Source organism: Lutibacter sp. B1, assembly GCF_012524075.1.
Lineage (GTDB): Bacteria > Bacteroidota > Bacteroidia > Flavobacteriales > Flavobacteriaceae > Lutibacter.
This window is the reverse complement of the sequence record NZ_JAAZUI010000105.1, coordinates 1-1,213: the sequence shown is the minus strand read 5'-3', so window position 1 is coordinate 1,213 and position 1,213 is coordinate 1. Positions and strand designations below refer to the sequence as shown.

Below are 1,213 nucleotides of genomic sequence, written 5' to 3'. Positions count from 1 at the left end.
TTATTATGACAGCAGGTTTTAGTATTTGGGACTACTTAATTTTTATAGCATATGCCGTATTAATATTAGGGGTCGGTTTATGGGTGTCAAGAGACAAGAAAGGGCATCAAAAAAATGCAGAAGATTATTTTTTAGCAAGTAAGTCTTTGCCATGGTGGGCTATTGGAGCCTCTTTGATAGCGGCAAACATATCTGCAGAACAATTTATTGGGATGTCCGGATCAGGTTTTGCTTCCGGATTAGCCATTGCATCGTATGAATGGATGGCGGCTCTAACGCTGCTGATTGTAGGGAAATTCTTTTTACCTATTTTTATAGAAAAAGGGTTATACACTATTCCGGAATTTGTCGAAAAACGATTTTCAACCAATTTAAAAACAATTTTAGCGATATTTTGGATAGCTTTATATGTGTTTGTTAATTTAACTTCAGTACTGTACTTAGGATCGTTAGCATTAGAAACTATAATGGGAATACCAATGTTATATGGTGTAATTGGCTTGGCATTATTTGCAGCAGCTTATTCGTTGTATGGAGGTTTATCAGCTGTAGCTTGGACAGATGTTATCCAAGTTATATTTTTAGTTTTAGGAGGATTGGCAACAACGTATCTAGCATTAAATACAGTATCAGGAGGAGCAGGTGTTGTTGAAGGAGTTAAAACCGTTTATGAAGCTGTACCGGAAAGGTTTGCAATGATTTTAGACAAATCCAATCCTGAGTATAAGAATTTACCCGGTATAGGAGTTCTTGTTGGAGGAATGTGGGTTGCTAATTTATACTATTGGGGATTCAATCAATATATTATACAAAGAACGTTGGCAGCAAAAAGTTTAAGAGAAGCCCAAAAGGGGATTTTATTGGCAGCCTTTTTAAAGTTAATCATTCCATTAATAGTAGTAATTCCGGGAATAGCAGCATATGTTATGGTAAATGATCCTGAAATAATGGCCAGATTGGGTGATGCAGCACTTAAAAATTTACCTTCTTTAGAACAAGCGGATAAAGCCTATCCTTGGTTATTACAGTTTTTACCAGTAGGTTTAAAAGGAGTTGCATTTGCGGCATTGGCTGCAGCAATAGTATCATCATTAGCATCTATGCTTAACTCTACATCTACTATTTTTACAATGGATATATATAAGCAATATATCAATAAAAATGCAAGTGATAAAGCAACAGTAAATATGGGTAGAATTTCAGCAGGAGTTGC

At 35.5% G+C, this 1,213-nt stretch carries 1 protein-coding gene; it reads left to right on the top strand.

Annotated features, from left to right (window positions below; genetic code table 11):
- Nucleotides 1–5: 5 nt before the first annotated feature.
- Nucleotides 6–1,213, top strand: a 1,208-nt coding sequence (locus HGB55_RS15070; RefSeq protein WP_168817898.1) for a sodium/solute symporter, incomplete at its 3' end; no start/stop codon positions are given.